Source organism: Deinococcus depolymerans, from assembly GCF_039522025.1.
GTDB classification, from domain to species: domain Bacteria; phylum Deinococcota; class Deinococci; order Deinococcales; family Deinococcaceae; genus Deinococcus; species Deinococcus depolymerans.
Genome location: NZ_BAAADB010000029.1, coordinates 87,008 through 101,427, shown reverse-complemented (window position 1 = coordinate 101,427; position 14,420 = coordinate 87,008). Strand labels below are relative to the sequence as shown.

Here is a 14,420-nt window from a genome sequence, read left to right as displayed (position 1 = left end):
GTCTAGCGCGAGCCTGCCCAGAGCGAAGCTGCACACCGACACGAAACGCACCGGCAGCCCGCCCGGTGGATCCGGGTGGCGGGCGGGGGTCAGCGGGCCTGGATGCGCCAGACGCGGCCCCCGCCGTCGTCGGTGAGCAGCAGCGACCCGTCGGCGGCCACCGCGAGATCCACCGGGCGGCCCACGACGTTCTGCCCGCGCAGGAAGCCGGTCAGGAAGTCCGTGACCTTCCCGCTCTGCGGGTCGATGGTGATCACCTTGTACCCGCTCTTCTCGCTGCGGTTCCAGCTGCCGTGCAGCGCCGCGAACATCTGCCCACGGTACGCGGCGGGGAAGGTCTTCCCGGTGTAGAACGCCAGTCCCAGCGGCGCGGAGTGCGCGGTCGTCAGCGCGAAGGCGGGCGTGGCGGCCCTGCAGGCATCGGCGGTCTTCTTCCCGAAGTCCCTGTCCCACACCTGCGCCTGTCCGGGCTGGGTGGTGTAGCAGTACGGCCAGCCGTAGAACCCGCCCGACTTGACCCGGTAGAACCCCTCGGGCGGCAGGTCGTCGCCCAGCTGGTCGCGGCCGTTGTTCGTGGCGTACAGCTGCCCGCCGAACCACTCGAGGCCCACGGCGTTGCGCAGGCCTGTCGCGTAGGGTCTGCCGTTCTTGCCGTCGGCGTCGTACACCCAGATCGCGGCGCGTTTCGGGTCGCTCTCCTCGCAGACGTTGCAGGTGCTGCCCACCGAGACGTACATCCGCCCGTCCGGACCGAACTCCACCGTGCGGGTCGAGTGACCGCCCCCGCCCGGCAGGTCCACCAGTTTCGTGGGCGCGGCGCTGGCCTTCACGTCCCCGGCCCTGTACGGGAAGCGCACCACGCCGTCCGTGTTCGCCACGTACAGATAGCCCCCCTGGATGGCGAGGCCGTGCGGCTGGTTCAGTCCGCTGGCGAACACCTGCTTCCCGTCGGCCTTCCCGTCGCCGTTGCGGTCCGGCAGGACGTACACCGTCCCGGCCCCCGTGTCGCTGAGCAGGACGTCACCGTTGCTGGCCACCACCATGAAACGCGGCTTTTTGAACCCGTCCGCGTACAGGTTCACCTGAAACCCGGCGGGCACCCGGAGGCTCTGCGCCACGCCAGTGCTGCTCTGCGCGCAGCCGGTGCCCAGCAGGGCGAGGGTCGTGGCGGCCAGCGCCGCCGGGAAGGCCAGTCGGATTGAGGGCATGCTCCCAGCAGACCAGCCGCTCATGAGGTCGGCATGCCAGCCCGCTCAAGTGCGGCTTCACGGGCCGGAGGTCCGGTCATACGGATTCCGTCTGTTTCGTTGACAACCCGGAACGGCACCGGGTCGTCAACTCCACGTCCGGAACCCGTTCTCTCCTCCTCTGCGGAGCAGCTCTACGAGTCGCATCCGCTCGGATTGAACGGCTTACAAAGCCATTCAATCGGAGTCCGTATCATACGGATTCCGTTTGTTTCGCCGACAATCCGGAACTTCACCGGATTGCCAGCTCCACGTCCGGAACCCGCTTCTCTCCTTCTCGCATCCGCTCGGATTGAACGGGCTTTGCAGCCCATTCAATCGGAGTCCGTATCAGGTGTCGAACTTGCTGAGGACCTGCTCGGTGCGGGCGCTCTTGACGCGGTTCACGAGCCGCTCGTGCTCGTGCCGGTCACGCAGGCTCTTGGAGAGGGTCAGGGTGCTGGCCGTCAGGAACAGCGTGCCCATGTACAGGTAGCCCTTGATCCACCAGTCCACCGGGATGAAGTAGATGCCCAGGATCATCAGGCCCAGGGCGGTCATGAACGCGATCCAGATGAAACTGAGCCAGGCGGGGGAATCACCGACGATATCCGGGTTGCTGAACTGCGTCATGGGTACAACCTCCTGTGACGGGCACTGCTGACTGTGACGGGCACTGCTGAGGATTCTGCCGTGACGGGCACGCGCTGCCCCGCTCAGGTGCCCTTGCGCCGGTCCGGCCGGACATGCCAGTGACCCGCCGCCCAGCTCGCCCCAGCATAGGAGCGGGACAGACGTCCCACACCGGCTTCTGAACGCACTCCAGAAAAGCCGCTCCAACCCTCCCCCAGACACGAAAAAGCCGCCCCTGTTCAGGGCAGCTTTCCGGTTTCCTGCCCGTCAGTCGCGCGTGGCTTCCGGGTACTCGAACCGCGCCCCGAGCGTTTCGAGGTGACGGAAGAACATCGGGTAGCTCTTGCGGATGTGATGCGCGCCCGTGATGCGGATCGGAGACTGCGCACTCAGGCCCAGCACGGTCAGCAGCATGATCATGCGGTGGTCGCCGTGCCCGTCCGCCGTGACACCCCCGGCGAGGCTGGGCGTGCCCGTGACGGTCAGGCTGTCCTGCGTCTCCGTGACGGTCAGGCCCAGCGCCTCCAGTTCGCGGCGCGTGTCGCTGATGCGGTCGCATTCCTTCAGGCGCAGCGTGTACACGTTCTCCCAGGTCGTCGTGCCCCCCGCCAGCGCCGCCGCCGCCGTCAGGGCCTGCACGGCGTCCGTGAACCCGTCCCCGTCGCGCGTGACCGCATGCAGGGGCCGCCCGCCCCGCACGACCACGGTGTCACCCTCGCGGGTCAGGTCCGCGCCCATCTCGCGCAGGACGTCCAGCGCCTCGCGTTCGCCCTGCAGGTCATGCTCGCGGAGGTTCGACAGGCGCAGCTCGCCGGGCCGGGTGACGGCCGCCGCGAGGATCGCCGCGCTGCCCGGGTAATCCCCCGGGACCAGCACCCGTCCCGCCCGGTACGCCTGCCCCCCGGGGATCGTGATGCGGCTCAGGTCGTCACTCGCGGACGCCCGCACCCCGAACGCCGCCAGCGTATCCAGCGTCTGCCGCAGCGGCGCGTGACTCTTGATGTCCCCCGTCAGGCGCAACTCCAGCCCATCCGGCAGCAGCGGCCCCAGGAACATCAACGCCGACGCGTACTGACTGCTGCGCTCCGCACTGACCTCCACCACCCCGCCCCGCACCGGACCCGAGATGGACAGCGGGAACATCCCGTCGCGGCTCTGCACCCGCGCACCCAGACGCGACAGGGCCTCCAGCAGATCCCCCTGAGGCCGCTTTCCGAGCGAATCCGGGTAGTCCGTCACGAACGCCGTCCCGGTCGTCAGGGCCGCCACGCCCATCAGGAACCGCGCCACCGCCCCCGCATTCCCCGGATTGAGCGTCACGCCCGCACGCGGACCCGCCCCGAAGCCCCGGATCACGGCGTCCCCACCCACCAGTTCCACGCCCGCGCCCCAGTCCCCCAGGCAACGCAACATCGCCCCGGCATCCTCGCTGGTCGCCACGCCCACCACCCGCGACTCGCCGTCCGCCAGCGCCGCCGCCAGCAGGTACCGCGTCGTGTAATTCTTACTCGGCTGCGCCCGCAACTCCCCCCGCAACTCGGCGGCAGGGTGCACGATCACGTCAAACTTCTCCGGCAGGCCATCCGCACTCATGCCGCCAGCGTAGCCCGCACGCAGCAACCAAGCCGGGGTGCTGTACAGGAAGGGGAAGTGGGAAGGGAGGCTGCTGCGCAGCGGGACCCCTCAGTCAGCTGCGCTGACAGCTCCCCTCAAGGGGAGCCTTGAACACATGCTTCTGCCGCAGCGAAAAAGTAGAATCTCACGGCACGCACCAGGACACCCGGCCACTCTGTTGTCACGGCAACCCAGCCCGTCGTGCGCGAAGCGCGCGGGGCGAACGGCGCGAGAGCGGACTCGCAGAGCTGCGCAGCAGAGGATGGCGTGTGAGACGTGGCCGTCCCCGCCCGATACCCACCAACCAAGCCCGAGAAATACCTGCCCAGTGCCAACGTAGGCTCCCCCTGCCCCCCTGGGGTAGGGGGCTGGGGGGTGGGGCAACGCACAGACCAACCCCGTTACAACTCCCAGATCACCCCCCCCGCGATCAGCCCCGCCCCCGTCCCGACCAGCAGCGCGGTGTCCCCCTCGCCCAGCCGCCCGGCCTCCACGGCCTGATGCAGCGTGAGGGGGAGGCTGGCAGCGATGACGTTGCCCAGGGTGCGCAGCGTCACTTCGACCTGTTCCTCGGGCCAGTTGTAGCGGCGCAGCAGGTCGAGGCCCGCCTGGCTGGCCTGGTGCGGGATGACGCGGGTGATGCCGGGCAGGCCGCTGCTGAGGCCGGGGCGGAGGCGTTCGAGGAAGGGGGGGACGACGCGGCTGGCGAGTTTGAGGACCTGGAGGCCCTGCATGTCGAAGGTGAAGTCGGTGGGGGCGGCGGCTGGGTGGTTGGGGTGGCGGAGGGTGCCACCGCCGCTGATGCGGGTGTGGTCGGCTCCGGCGGGGTGCGTCTCGATGCGGCCAGCGTGCAGGCCCTGGCCGGGGCGGGTGGGGGGGCCGAGGAGGACGGCGGCGGCCCCGTCGCCGATCAGGAGGGTGCTCTCGGGCTGGTGGGGGTTCAGGCCGACACTGCCACCCTCGCTGCTGATGATCAGGACGTGCCGCGCCCGAGCAGTGTGGATGAGCAGCGCGGCGTGCTGGAGGGCCAGGAGGAAGCTGAGGCAGGTGCCGTGCAGCGAGTACGTGGCCGCGCCGTGCAGGCCGAGTTCGCGGGCGTACAGGGCGGCGCCGTCGGGGATGGGTTGCAGTTGGCTGCCGCTGGCGTTCAGCAGGACGTCCACGTCGCCGATGTTCAGGCCGGCGCGGTGCAGGGCTTCGCGGGCGGCCTGCGTGCCGAGGGTCAGGGCGGTCTCCTGGCCGGACAGCCAGCGGCGTTCGTGGACACCGCTGCGTTTCAGGGCGATGGCTTCCGGAACGTGGCACAGCCGGGCGACCTCGGCGGTGGGGACGCGGCGTTCGGGGAGGGCCTGGGCGGTGGCGAGGAGGCGCACGCCGAGGACGGGGTCGGATGGGTTCATGCGGGCCTCCAGCTGCGGGTGACACGGCGGCGTTTCGTGCCGGGCGGGGGTGGGTCGAGGGGTCGGGTGTCGAGGATCATGCGGGTGGGGTCGGCGTGGCTGCGGTGCAGGGCGTCCCGGACGGCGCGCAGGGCGTGCGCCTGGGTGTCCGGGGTGTGCGGGTCGAGGTGCAGGGTCAGCCGGGCGGGGCCGGTCTGGTCGGCGCGGTACTCGCGCAGGCCGGGCACGGCAGCGAGGGCGCCGCGCAGGAAGTCCGGCCAGACGGTCACGCTCTCCCCTGCCGCGCCGGGGAGGTGCAGGGCGTCGTCCTGCCGCCCGGCGATGCTGTGGATGCGGCGCGCGGCCTGCCCGCAGGGGCACGGGTCGGGGTGGAGGCGCAGGGCGTCGTCGAGGCGGTGGCGGATGAACGGCTGCGCGCGGCGGCGCAGGTCGGTGATGACCGGGCGGTGCAGGCCGTCCCCGAGCGGTTCCCCACCATCCAGCGGTTCAAGGTCGAAGTGGACGTGCGCCTCGTTCAGGTGCAGCGATCCGTGCGGGCACGGCAGGGCCAGCAGGCCCTCGGTCGCCTGATAGACCTGCACGACGTCGCCCCAGTCGCGCAGGGCGGCCTCGTCGTCGGGGTCGAGGACTTCCGCGACGCTGATCACGCGGGCACGCAGCCGGACGCCGGTGCGGTGCAGGGCGCGCAGCACGCCGGGCGGCCCGACGATCAGGGTGGGCGCGTACGCCTGGGCCTCGGCGGCCAGTTCGGGGAGGGGACGCAGCAGGTCGAAGAAGCGGAACTCCAGCTGGCGGCGGCGCACGCTGCGGTACAGGGGACTGTCGGCCCGCAGGAAGAACGCGACCCGCTGCGGGCGCAGCAGCCCCCACAGGCCGCCGGGCAGCAGGTGGCGCAGGACGGTCCCGGCCCAGCGGGCCTGCTCGGCGCGGCTGACGAGGAAGACGCCCTGGGTGCCGCTCGTGCCGGTGGACAGGCCGACCGTGACGGGTCCGGCGGGTGTGGCGAGGGTGGGTGTGAAGTCGCGGGTGCGTTCCGCCTGCCGCCCGATCGCCAGCGCGCGGTCCAGCGTGACGCCCACGGTGTTCAGTGTGTCGAAGGTGGCGAGCATGGCGGCCTTGTCGGTGGGGGGCAGCTCGCGCCAGCGGCTCAGGGGGAGTCCGGCGGCGCGGAAGCGGGCGGCGACGGCGGGGCTGTGCGCGGCCACCCAGCGCAGGTGATCGTGCGCGAGGCGGTCCTGGTGGCGGTCCAGCGCCGCGCGGCTGCGGAAGGTCAGGCGGGCGTCGTCCAGTGCGCCCAGCAGGGTCAGCAGCGTATTCACGGCGTCGTCCAGCCCTCGGGCGCGTCGTGGCTGACGTGCAGCCTCGCGGCGGGATTGGCCTGCAGGAAGGCGCGCAGGGCCGCGCCGCTCGTGGCCTCCAGGGCGGGGTCGTGGAACGCCACGCGGGCCAGCGGGTGCACGGGGCGCTCCTCGCGGCCCGCGCGGACACTCCAGGCGGCGTCGGCGGCCAGGACGGTCAGGCCCGCGTCCTCCTGCGCCAGGATGCCCACCATGCCCGGCGCGTGTCCGGGAAGCGGCACGGCGCGCAGCAGGCCGTCCCCGAACACGTCCGCGACCTGCGGAAAGGGGTGCAGGGCGTCCCCGCCCGGCTTGAAGTCCAGCCACGCGCAGCGGTCCTCGAAGTCGTCCGGGAGGAGTTCCGGCAGGTACGCCCGGCGCACCGCCCGCACGCCCCGCAGCCTGCGCAGTGGCTCCCAGGCGCGGCGGTCGAGGTGGAAGGTCGCCTGCGGGAAGTCCCGCAGGCCGCCCACGTGATCGGCGTGCAGGTGCGAGACGATCACGTGCCGGACCTCCTCCGGGGGGAAGCCCAGGACGCGCAGTTGCTCGCGGGCGGAGTCGTGCGGGCCGAACTGCACGGGCGTGATCAGGCCGTAGATCAGGCCCGGCCAGCGGCGCATCGCGGCCACGACGTCCGCGCCGTAGCCGGTGTCGAACAGCACCGGGCCGCGCGTGGGGTGCAGGATCAGCGTGAAGCCCGCCGGGTACGCCTGCACCCGCCACGGCGCGCCCCTCTCGGTGATCGCCGCGAGGTTCAGGCACGACCCGGCCCGCAGTGGCACGACCCGGACGGTCACGTCGCCCCTCCGCGCAGCCCGGCGAACACGTCCGCGAAGCCCCGCTCGGGCGTGACGACCGGCGCGTAGCCCAGCTGCCCGCGGGCCCGCGTGAGGTCCAGCGTCATGGGCCGCGTCAGCAGGCGCACGCCGCTGGCGGTCAGGGGCGGCTCGGGCCGGTCGGGGTGCAGGCGCGCGCCGAGTTCCAGCGCGGCCGCGAGTCCCTCCAGCAGCCGCGCGGGCACGCGCCGGGTCGGTCTGGGCACGCCCAGCGTGTCGGCCAGCCGGTCCAGCGTCGCCCACAGCGGAATGGCCTGCCCGTCCGTGACGTTGAACACGCCGGGCGCGGGTCGGGCCAGGGCCAGGGCCAGGGTGATCGCGTGGGCGACGTTGCGCACGTCGGTCAATTCAGTCCAGACCTCGCTGCCCGTCAGGCGCGGCAGGCGGCCCGCGCGCAGCGCGGCGGCCAGCCGGGGCACGATGCTGGTATCCCCCACGCCGTAGATGCCGCGTGGGCGCAGGATCGTCGCGTCAGGCAGCGCGGCGCGCACCGCCTGTTCCGCCTGCCATTTGCTGCGGGCGTACAGGCTGTCGAAGCGCGGGCCGACCGGGGTGTCCTCCCGCACCTGTTCCGTGCGGCCGGTCGCGTTGTACACGCTGGGCGTGCTGACATGCACCAGCCGCACGCCCCGCCGCGCACACGCCCTGGCCAGCGCCGCGCTGGGGGCCACGTTGTCCGCGTGGAAGTCCGCCGCGTGCCCCCACAGGGTCGAGCGGGCCGCCGCGTGCACCACCCCCTCCACCCCACGCAGCAGGGCGTCCCAGTCCGCGCCGCGCAGGTCGGCCGACACGAACCGCACGCCGTCCCGCTCCAGCGCCGCGCCCCTGCGCGCGTCCCGGCCCAGGCCCGTCACGGCCCGCCCGGCCCGCGCGAGTTCACGGGCTGTCACCCCGCCCAGGAACCCGGTCGCGCCCGTCACCAGAATGGTCATCGCCCGTGATTATGGACGCCCCGCCCGCACGGCGCCGCCAGATGTGAACGGCGTTCAGGCCAGAGCACGTACCCGCCTCTGCGCCATTCAGGCGAGGCGACCTGCCGGAACATCCCGGTACGCTGCGTTCCATGACGACTCCTGATGTTCAGATCGACTTTCAGGCCGGTCAGCGCTGGACCTACCGCACCCGCCCCGGCGAGGACACCAGCACCGTGCTGATCCTGCGCCGCGACGACGAACCGACCGGCACGGTGCTGCACGTCGCGCTGGACGGACTGCGGCTGGGGAACCCGCACCTGCGGGGCGGCGTGCAGCCGGAACTGGGCCACGCGCCGGTCACGGCCGAGGCCCTGCGTGCCAGCGTGCTGGAGCTGATCCAGGTGAACGCCCCCCTGCCCGCCGACGGGGGCGGTTACCGCCAGTGGCGCGAGGCGGCCGACCGGGGCGAGGCGGGCGTGTTCACGCTGACCCTCGCGGAGATCCTGGACGTGATCGGGCAGGCGGTGGCCCCGGCACCCGTGGACGGCCTGTTCGGCAAGACGAACCGCCGCTGAACGCCCCGCTCAGGTCGTCAGGTACCGCGCTGGGTCTTTCAGGAAACGGGCCTTGCAGTGCGGGCAGCAGAAGGCGTACGTCTGCCCGTCCAGCTCGGCGGTGTGCCGGGCCGGGAGGGTGACGGTCATGCCGCAGACCGGGTCCACGGCGCTGCCCGCCTCTGCCAGGGCGGCGGGTTCGGCGTTCAGGACGGTCAGGGCGGGCAGGTCCATCACCTGCGCCAGCAGCGCGGGCGGCACGGGTGACGGTTCGCTGGGGGTCGGAACGGGCGCGGCCGGTGCCGGAACAGCGGCGGGCGGCGCGGAGGCCTGCCGGTCCAGCTGCACCAGTTCTGCCAGGACGCTCAGCGCCACCTCGTGCGGGGTGCGGGCTCCCACGTTCAGGCCCACGGGCGCGCGGATGCGGCCCAGGTCCGCCTCCCCGAAGCCGCTCAGCATGGCCAGCGTCTCGCGGACGTTCGCGGCGCGTTTCGGGCTGGCCAGCAGGCCCACCGGGTTCGGCTGGGCGCGCAGCAGCGCCTCGATCGCCGTCTCGTCGTAGTGCCCCTGCGACGCCACCACGCTGCGCACGCGGGCGCGCTGCGCGGCGGGCAGCGCCGACAGGCGGGCCGTCAGGGTGCCCAGCGGCACGGCGTCCGGCTCGCCCGGCACCTCGTCGTCGTCCAGCACGCGCCACACCCGGTCGCCCATCAGGGCGGCGTGCGCCGCGATGGCCCGCGCGACCGGCGTGCGGCCCACCACGACCAGCAACCTGGGCGGCAGCAGCGGTTCCAGGAACACCTCGCTCTCCCCTTCCGACGCGCAGTTCATGGGCACCGTGACCCGCTCGGCGAAGGCGTGCTCGGCGTCCGGCGCGGCGCCCGGCACGATCCGCACCAGCCGCGCCTGCCCGCCCTGCATCGCCAGCAGGGCCTGCCGCCGCACGATCTCGCGGGAGCACGCGCCGCCCACGAAGCCCTCCATGCGGCCGTCCGCGTGAATCAGGGCCTTGTCACCCACCTGCGCCGACACCGGCGCGCGGCGCGACACTACCGTTGCCACGACCACCGCCGCGCCCTCGCGCGCCAGCCCCGCAAGCCGCTCGGGCAGGTCCGGAATGAATTCGGTGTCCCCGGTGGGACGCTGGGGATCAGGGGTCATACGGTCTCCAATGGATACACCCGCCCGGTCAGGGGCGGGGGAAGAAGGCTGAGGTCTGGGGCAACCCCTGGGTCACCTGCAACCCCTCAGTCACCTGCGGTGACAGCTCCCCTTAAAGGGGAGCCACTTCAGGTTCAGCCTCCCCTCTAAGGGGAGGTGGCCCGCAGGGCCGGAGGGGTCAGTCGCTCGCGGCGGCCGCTTCTGCGTTGCGGATGGCCTTCCAGACTTTCTCGCGGGTCAGGGGCATGTCGATGTGCGTGACGCCCAGGGGTGCGAGGGCGTCCATGACGGCGTTCACGAACGCGGCGGGGCTGCCGACGTTGGGGCTCTCGCCGACGCCCTTGGCGCCGATGGGGTGGTGGGGGCTGGGCGTGACGGTGCTGCCGGTCTCCCAGACGGGCGCCTCGACGCTGGTGGGGATCAGGTACTCCATGAAGTTCGGGGCCATGTTGTTGCCCTGTTCGTCGTAGGGGATTTCCTGCATGAAGGCGATGGCGAAGCCTTCGGTGAGGCCGCCGTGCACCTGTCCCTCGACGATCATGGGGTTGATGACGGTGCCGCAGTCGTCGATGGCGAGGAAGCGGCGGACCTTGACCTCGCCGGTCTCGGCGTCGACGTCCACGACGGCGATGTACGCGCCGTGCGGGAAGGTCATGTTGGGCGGGTCGTAGTACAGGCTGGCTTCCAGGCCGGGTTCGTTGCCCTCGCCGGGGTTGGTGTACGCCGCGAAGGCGACTTCTTTCATGGTGACGCTGCGGCTGGGGGCGCCCATCACCTGGAATCGATGCTCGACCCATTCGATGTCCTCGGCGGCGGCCTCCAGCAGGTGCGCGGCGACCTTGCGGGCCTTCTCGCGCACGCGGCGGGCGGCGAGGGCCAGCGCGGCTCCGGCGACCGGGGTGCTGCGGCTGGCGTAGGTGCCCAGGCCGTAGGGGGCGGTGTCGGTGTCGCCTTCCTCGACGAGCAGGTTCTGGGGGTCCAGGCCGAGTTCCTCGGCGACGATCTGCGCCCAGGTGGTCTCGTGACCCTGGCCCTGGCTTTTCGTGCCGGTGCGGATGATGCCGGTCCCGGTGGGGTGAATGCGGATCTCGGCGGAGTCGAACATCTTGATGCCCAGGATGTCGAAGTGCTTGCTGGGTCCGGCGCCGACGACCTCGGTGAAGGTGCTGATACCGATGCCCATGTACTCGCCACGGGCGCGTTTCTCGGCCTGCTCGCGCCTGAGGTCGGCGTACCCGATCTGGTTCAGGGCCTTGTCCATGGTGCCTTCGTAGTCGCCGCTGTCGTACGTGAAGCCCAGGGCGCTGTCGTACGGGAACTGGTCCTTGCGCACGAAGTTCTTGCGGCGCAGTTCGGCGGGGTCCATGGTGAGTTTCTGCGCCAGGATGTCCATGCCGCGCTCGATGGCGTAACTGGCCTCGGTCACGCGGAACGAGCAGCGGTACGCCACACCCCCCGGCGCCTTGTTCGTGAAGTACGCGTCGAGTTCCGCGAACGCGACCGGGAACTGGTAACTGCCGGTCACGACGCCGAACATCCCGGCCGGGTACTTGCTGGGGTCGGCGGCCGCGTCGAACGCGCCGTGGTCGGCGACGGTCTTGACTTTCAGGGCGGTGACGGTGCCGTCCTTCTTCGCGCCGATGGTGACGTCCATGTGGTAGTCGCGGGCGAAGCCGGTGGTGGTGAGGTTCTCGGTACGGGTCTCGATCCACTTGACGGGCGTCTTGAGGATCAGGGCGCCGACGATGGCGCACACGTAGCCGGGGTACACCGGCACCTTGTTGCCGAAGCCGCCGCCGATGTCCGGGGAGATCACGCGGATCTTGTCCTCGGGAATGCCGGTCACGAGCGAGATGGCGGTGCGGTACACGTGCGGCGCCTGACTGGTCACCCAGAAGTGCAGGCGGCCCATGGCGTCGAACTGCGCGACGCAGCCGCAGGGTTCCAGCGGGGCGGGGTGGCAGCGGGGCGCGTAGATGCGCTCGGTGACCACGACCTCGGAGTCGTCCAGCGCGGCCTGGGTGCCGTCCCGGTCGCCGCTGTCCCAGTGGTAGATGTGGTTGGTCTTGTCCTCGCGGTCGTCGCGCAGGATGACCTCGTCCTTCATGGCGTCGAAGGGGCTGATGACCGGGTCGAGGGGTTCGTAGTCCACGTCGACCAGTTCGGCGGCGTCGCGGGCGGCCTCGCGGGTCTCGGCGAACACGGCCGCGACTTCCTGATGCTGGAACAGGACCTTCCCGACGGCCAGGACCATCTGCTTGTCGAAGCCGTGGAAGGTGGGCAGCCACGCCAGCGACGCGGCCACGAGGTCCTCGCCGGTGATGACGGCCTTCACGCCGGGCACGGCCAGCGCGGCCGTCTTGTCGATGCCCTTGATGTTCGCGTGCGGGTAGGGGCTGTGCACGATGGCCATGTACAGCATGCCGGGCAGGCGCATGTCGTCCACGTAGTTGCCGTTCCCGGTCAGGAAGCGGGGGTCTTCCTTTCGTTTCATGCCCTTGCCCATGGTCAGGGTCTGCGGGCCGGCGTTGTTCGCGGCGTCGGTTTCGATGCTCACTGCGCTCCTCCTCCGGCGGTGCCGGTGCTGGGTCCAGTGCTGGGTCCGGTGCTAGGTCCGGTGCTAGGTCCAGTGCTAGGTCCAGTGCTAGGTCCAGTGCTAGGTCCAGTGCTAGGTCCAGTGCTAGGTCCAGTGCTAGGTCCAGTGCTAGGTCCAGTGCTAGGTCCAGTGCTAGGTCCAGTGCTAGGTCCAGTGCTAGGTCCAGTGCTAGGTCCAGTGCTAGGTCCAGTGCTAGGTCCAGTGCTAGGTCCAGTGCTAGGTCCAGTGCTAGGTCCAGTGCTGGGTCCAGTGCTGGGTCCGGTGCCGGGGACCATGCCGGCCAGGGCCTGCGCCTGCGCCTCGTCGCGCATGACGCGCGCGGCCTGCTGCACGGCCTTGACGATGTTGTTGTAGCCGGTGCAGCGGCACAGGTTGCCGCTCAGGAACTCGCGGACTTCCTGGTCGGTGGGGTCCGGGTTGTGTTCCAGCATGGCCTTGGCGGTCATGAGCATGCCGGGCGTGCAGTACCCGCACTGCAACCCGTGCTGGTCCCAGAAGGCCTGTTGCAGGGGGTGCAGGTCGCCGGGGCTGCCGAGGCCCTCGACGGTGGTGATCTGGTGGCCCTCGGCCTGCACGGCGAACATGGTGCAGGACTTGGCGGGCGTGTCACCGTCGATCAGCACGACGCAGCAGCCGCACGAGGAGGTGTCGCAGCCGACGTGCGTGCCTTTCAGTCCGGCGTCACGCAGGGCGTAGGCGAGCAGGGTGCGGGATTCGACTTCCTGGCGGATGGTCTGCCCGTTCACGTTCAGGGTGACGGTGCGCAGGGCGGTGTCGGTGGTTTCGGTGGCGGTCATGCGTTCACTCCCGTGCCCAGGCGGGCGGCGCTGGCGCGAAGGCCGCGCGCGACGAGCACGCGGGCCATGTCTTTCTTGTACTCCACGCTGCCGCGCGTGTCCGCGAACGGGTCGCTGGCGGCGCGGGCTTCCTCGCTGGCGGCGCGGATGACGTCCTCGGTCAGCAGCTGGCCCAGCAGCAGTTTCTCGGCGGCCTCCACCCGGACCGGGCGGGGACCGGCGGCGGTCAGGGCGACCCCGGCGTGCGTGACACGGCCGTCCTCGCCCAGCGTGATCTGCACGGCGGCGGCGGCGGTGGCGTAATCCCCGACCTTGCGTTCGATCTTCTGGTACGAGCCGTGCGTGCGGCCGTCCGGGGTGGGGAAGCGCACCTCGACGGCCAGTTCGCCCTCTTCCAGCGAGGTCTGGAAGGAGTCCACCAGGAACTCGTCGATGGGGATCAGGCGTTCGCCGCTGGCGCTGCGGGCGACCATCACGGCGCGCGCGGCCAGGGCCGCCGCGCCCCAGTCGCCGCTGGGGTCGCTGTGGCACAGGCTGCCGACAACCGTGCCCAGGCAGCGCACGACCGGGTCGGCCACGACGGCGCCCGTGTCGGTCAGGAGGCTGTAGCGGGCGCGGACGTTCGCGTCGCGTTCCAGGGTCACGTCGCGGGTCATGGCGCCGACGCGCAGTTCGCCGCCTTCCTCGTGCAGGTAACCCAGGTCCTTCACGCCGCCCAGGTCGACCAGCACGGCCGGGCGGGCCAGTCGCAGGCGCATGGCAGGAATCAGGCTCTGCCCGCCGGCCAGGATGCGGGCCTCGGCGCCATGCTGCGCGAGCGCGGCCAGGGCCTCCTCTGCTGAGTGGGCGCGGATGTAATCGAATGCAGCTGGAAACACGTTCTCCCCCTCGCCGGACGTGGCCCGGCACGTGAAACTTCCCTGATGAGTGGTCCTGAGCGCCTTATACGGATGCCGTCTGTTTCGTTCACACCCCGCCAACGCACCGGGGTGTCAACGCCACGCCCGTCAGTCCGTCCCTCTCCTCCTCGCCTCCGCCCGGATTGAACGGTGTCGGTGAACCGTTCAGTCGGAGTCCGTACCACAGGTGAGAGGGGGTGGGATGAATTGAACCTGGTCCACCACAGTATGAAGCCTTTCTTAAGCAGCGCAAAGCGAGAATGACCACAGGATCAGGAACGCGGGGGCGCCAGGAGAAAGAAAAACCCGCCCACCCCCGCGCAGGGGATGGACGGGCCACGTGAATCACGCGTGCATGTTGTCTGATACGGATTCCGTTTGTTTCGCCTACAATCCGGAACTTCACCGGATTGTCGACTCCACGTCCGGAACCCGCCCAGCTCTCACTCGCTT

At 71.0% G+C, this 14,420-nt stretch carries 12 protein-coding genes; 1 reads left to right on the top strand and 11 read right to left on the bottom strand.

The window, feature by feature from the left end; all coding sequences use genetic code 11:
• Positions 1-89: 89 nt before the first annotated feature.
• From ABDZ66_RS13060 to ABDZ66_RS13030, 7 genes are all read right to left on the bottom strand, one after another.
• On the bottom strand, positions 90-1,208 hold the full coding sequence (locus ABDZ66_RS13060) for a PQQ-dependent sugar dehydrogenase (protein ID WP_343759677.1): 1,119 nt from the start codon (positions 1,206-1,208) through the stop codon (positions 90-92).
• Between the two features lie 369 nt (positions 1,209-1,577).
• Positions 1,578-1,859 (bottom strand): YiaA/YiaB family inner membrane protein, encoded by a 282-nt coding sequence (locus ABDZ66_RS13055; RefSeq protein ID WP_343759674.1) that lies wholly within the window; start codon positions 1,857-1,859, stop codon positions 1,578-1,580.
• Positions 1,860-2,126: 267 nt separating this feature from the next.
• The gene (gene aroA / locus ABDZ66_RS13050; protein ID WP_343759669.1) at positions 2,127-3,452 is read right to left on the bottom strand and encodes a 3-phosphoshikimate 1-carboxyvinyltransferase; all 1,326 of its coding nucleotides are present in this window, start codon (positions 3,450-3,452) and stop codon (positions 2,127-2,129) included.
• Between the two features lie 422 nt (positions 3,453-3,874).
• A complete protein-coding gene (locus ABDZ66_RS13045; protein ID WP_343759666.1) occupies positions 3,875-4,873 on the bottom strand; it encodes a 3-oxoacyl-ACP synthase III family protein in 999 nt (332 codons plus the stop codon).
• Complete coding sequence (locus tag ABDZ66_RS13040) at positions 4,870-6,192, bottom strand: F390 synthetase-related protein (RefSeq protein WP_343759663.1); 1,323 nt, start codon at positions 6,190-6,192, stop codon at positions 4,870-4,872. Before ABDZ66_RS13040 ends, ABDZ66_RS13045 begins: the two co-directional genes overlap by 4 nt.
• Positions 6,189-7,007: an MBL fold metallo-hydrolase gene (locus ABDZ66_RS13035; protein WP_343759659.1), complete on the bottom strand. Its 819-nt coding sequence runs from the start codon at positions 7,005-7,007 to the stop codon at positions 6,189-6,191. The genes ABDZ66_RS13040 and ABDZ66_RS13035 overlap by 4 nt, the downstream gene beginning before the upstream one ends.
• On the bottom strand, positions 7,004-7,978 hold the full coding sequence (locus tag ABDZ66_RS13030) for an NAD-dependent epimerase/dehydratase family protein (RefSeq protein WP_343759656.1): 975 nt from the start codon (positions 7,976-7,978) through the stop codon (positions 7,004-7,006). The genes ABDZ66_RS13035 and ABDZ66_RS13030 overlap by 4 nt, the downstream gene beginning before the upstream one ends.
• Before the next feature lie 131 nt (positions 7,979-8,109).
• Here ABDZ66_RS13030 and ABDZ66_RS13025 point away from each other — a divergent pair, with 131 nt between their 5' ends.
• The gene (locus ABDZ66_RS13025; protein ID WP_343759654.1) at positions 8,110-8,535 is read left to right on the top strand and encodes a hypothetical protein; all 426 of its coding nucleotides are present in this window, start codon (positions 8,110-8,112) and stop codon (positions 8,533-8,535) included.
• A 9-nt stretch (positions 8,536-8,544) separates the two neighbouring features.
• Here the strand turns inward: ABDZ66_RS13025 and ABDZ66_RS13020 are convergent, their stop codons facing one another.
• The 4 genes from ABDZ66_RS13020 to ABDZ66_RS13005 all read right to left on the bottom strand — a co-directional run bounded on the left by ABDZ66_RS13020 (position 8,545) and on the right by ABDZ66_RS13005 (position 13,946).
• Complete coding sequence (locus ABDZ66_RS13020) at positions 8,545-9,675, bottom strand: XdhC family protein (protein ID WP_343759652.1); 1,131 nt, start codon at positions 9,673-9,675, stop codon at positions 8,545-8,547.
• A 178-nt stretch (positions 9,676-9,853) separates the two neighbouring features.
• On the bottom strand, positions 9,854-12,232 hold the full coding sequence (locus ABDZ66_RS13015) for an aerobic carbon-monoxide dehydrogenase large subunit (RefSeq protein WP_343759650.1): 2,379 nt from the start codon (positions 12,230-12,232) through the stop codon (positions 9,854-9,856).
• Positions 12,229-13,068 (bottom strand): (2Fe-2S)-binding protein, encoded by an 840-nt coding sequence (locus ABDZ66_RS13010; protein ID WP_343759647.1) that lies wholly within the window; start codon positions 13,066-13,068, stop codon positions 12,229-12,231. Before ABDZ66_RS13010 ends, ABDZ66_RS13015 begins: the two co-directional genes overlap by 4 nt.
• On the bottom strand, positions 13,065-13,946 hold the full coding sequence (locus ABDZ66_RS13005) for an FAD binding domain-containing protein (RefSeq protein WP_343759645.1): 882 nt from the start codon (positions 13,944-13,946) through the stop codon (positions 13,065-13,067). The genes ABDZ66_RS13010 and ABDZ66_RS13005 overlap by 4 nt, the downstream gene beginning before the upstream one ends.
• Positions 13,947-14,420: the final 474 nt, after the last annotated feature.

Bases quoted from the DNA above. Each gene is read 5' to 3' on its own strand.
- ABDZ66_RS13060 (WP_343759677.1), bottom strand. From the start codon at position 1,208: ATGCCCTCAATCCGACTGGCCTTCCCGGCGGCGCTGGCCGCCACGACC.
- ABDZ66_RS13020 (WP_343759652.1), bottom strand. From the start codon at position 9,675: ATGACCCCTGATCCCCAGCGTCCCACCGGGGACACCGAATTCATTCCG.
- ABDZ66_RS13045 (WP_343759666.1), bottom strand. From the start codon at position 4,873: ATGAACCCATCCGACCCCGTCCTCGGCGTGCGCCTCCTCGCCACCGCC.
- ABDZ66_RS13030 (WP_343759656.1), bottom strand. From the start codon at position 7,978: ATGACCATTCTGGTGACGGGCGCGACCGGGTTCCTGGGCGGGGTGACA.
- ABDZ66_RS13025 (WP_343759654.1), top strand. From the start codon at position 8,110: ATGACGACTCCTGATGTTCAGATCGACTTTCAGGCCGGTCAGCGCTGG.
- ABDZ66_RS13010 (WP_343759647.1), bottom strand. From the start codon at position 13,068: ATGACCGCCACCGAAACCACCGACACCGCCCTGCGCACCGTCACCCTG.
- ABDZ66_RS13055 (WP_343759674.1), bottom strand. From the start codon at position 1,859: ATGACGCAGTTCAGCAACCCGGATATCGTCGGTGATTCCCCCGCCTGG.
- aroA (WP_343759669.1), bottom strand. From the start codon at position 3,452: ATGAGTGCGGATGGCCTGCCGGAGAAGTTTGACGTGATCGTGCACCCT.